Origin of the sequence: Rhodococcus sp. BS-15 (genome assembly GCF_000813105.1) — a bacterium.
Classification (GTDB): Bacteria; Actinomycetota; Actinomycetes; order Mycobacteriales; family Mycobacteriaceae; genus Rhodococcoides.
Genome location: NZ_BAOX01000565.1, coordinates 1 through 1,069 on the forward strand (window position 1 = coordinate 1; position 1,069 = coordinate 1,069).

Here is a 1,069-nt window from a genome sequence, read left to right on the forward strand (position 1 = left end):
TGACGGGCGTCCACCTCCCCTGGCTCGGGATGCGGCCACCGCCAGCAACCGCACCCACGCGGCCAGTCGATGCTTGGCGGCCAGGCGCGAGTAGGACGAACGGGCCAGCGTGCGGCCGTGAATTCCGGTGACGGTGCCGGCCAGGCGGCGTCCGTCGCCGAGATCGACCGCGACGTCGATCGTCTCGGCAGGACCCTCGTGGAATGCAGCGGCCGCGTCGGCGATGATTCCGACGATCTGCCGAATGTCGGACATCTCCCGGCGGCCTGATGGAACGGCGGGAGGGTGCCGCGCCGCCACTCGGCGTCGGCGAATTCTCCGATGTCGCCACCGGCGAGTACTGCCGCGAGCATACGATCACCGATGTTCCACCGGGACAACGGATCCAGCTCGATGTCCAGGCTGTCTGCCAGGTCGTCCTCGAGCTCCGGAACGCGAAATCCGAGCCGTTGCCGCAGAAAGGCCTGCACCGGATTCTCGACGAAGGCGATGAGTTCGGCGAGTTCGACGTCCCCGCGATCGGCCGGAGGGAGCGCGTGGGGCAGAAACGGTGCCACTGGATCGGGGGTCCGTTGCTGGGAGACCGCCCCGGCCAGGGCAACCGTGTCGAAGCTGAAGGGGTGTTCGGCTTCGAAGTTGTGCGGATCGAACGGTTGCAACGGATGCCGATGTTCGACGCTTCCGCCCGCCGTCACCTCGAGCACGTCCATCAACTCGCGCAGCGGGATCGCGGGCGGCTTGGCGGACCCGTCGACGGGGTCGGCTCCGGTGTAGAACAAGAGCAGCTTCTCCTCGGCCGACATCACCGCGTCGAGGAGCAGTTGTCGGTCCTCACTGCGAATGTCTCGTTCGCCGACGGCCGGATCACGGGCGAGGATGTCGTCTCCGTCGGTACTTCCCACTCGGGGGAACACCTCGTCGTCGAGCCCGAGCAGCACCACCACTCGGTGCGGAACCGAGCGCATCGGCACCATGGTGCACACGGTCAGCTCGCCGGTGCGGAAGTTCGCTCGGGTGGGCCTGCCGGCCAGTCGGCCGGCCAGCATGGCGCGCACGTCCGCGAGCCGCA

The 1,069-nt window shown here is 68.3% G+C and carries 1 pseudogene; it reads right to left on the reverse strand.

Annotated features, from left to right (window positions below):
• Nucleotides 1–1,069, reverse strand: a pseudogene (locus RHBS_RS27970) (exodeoxyribonuclease V subunit gamma); the annotation flags it as partial.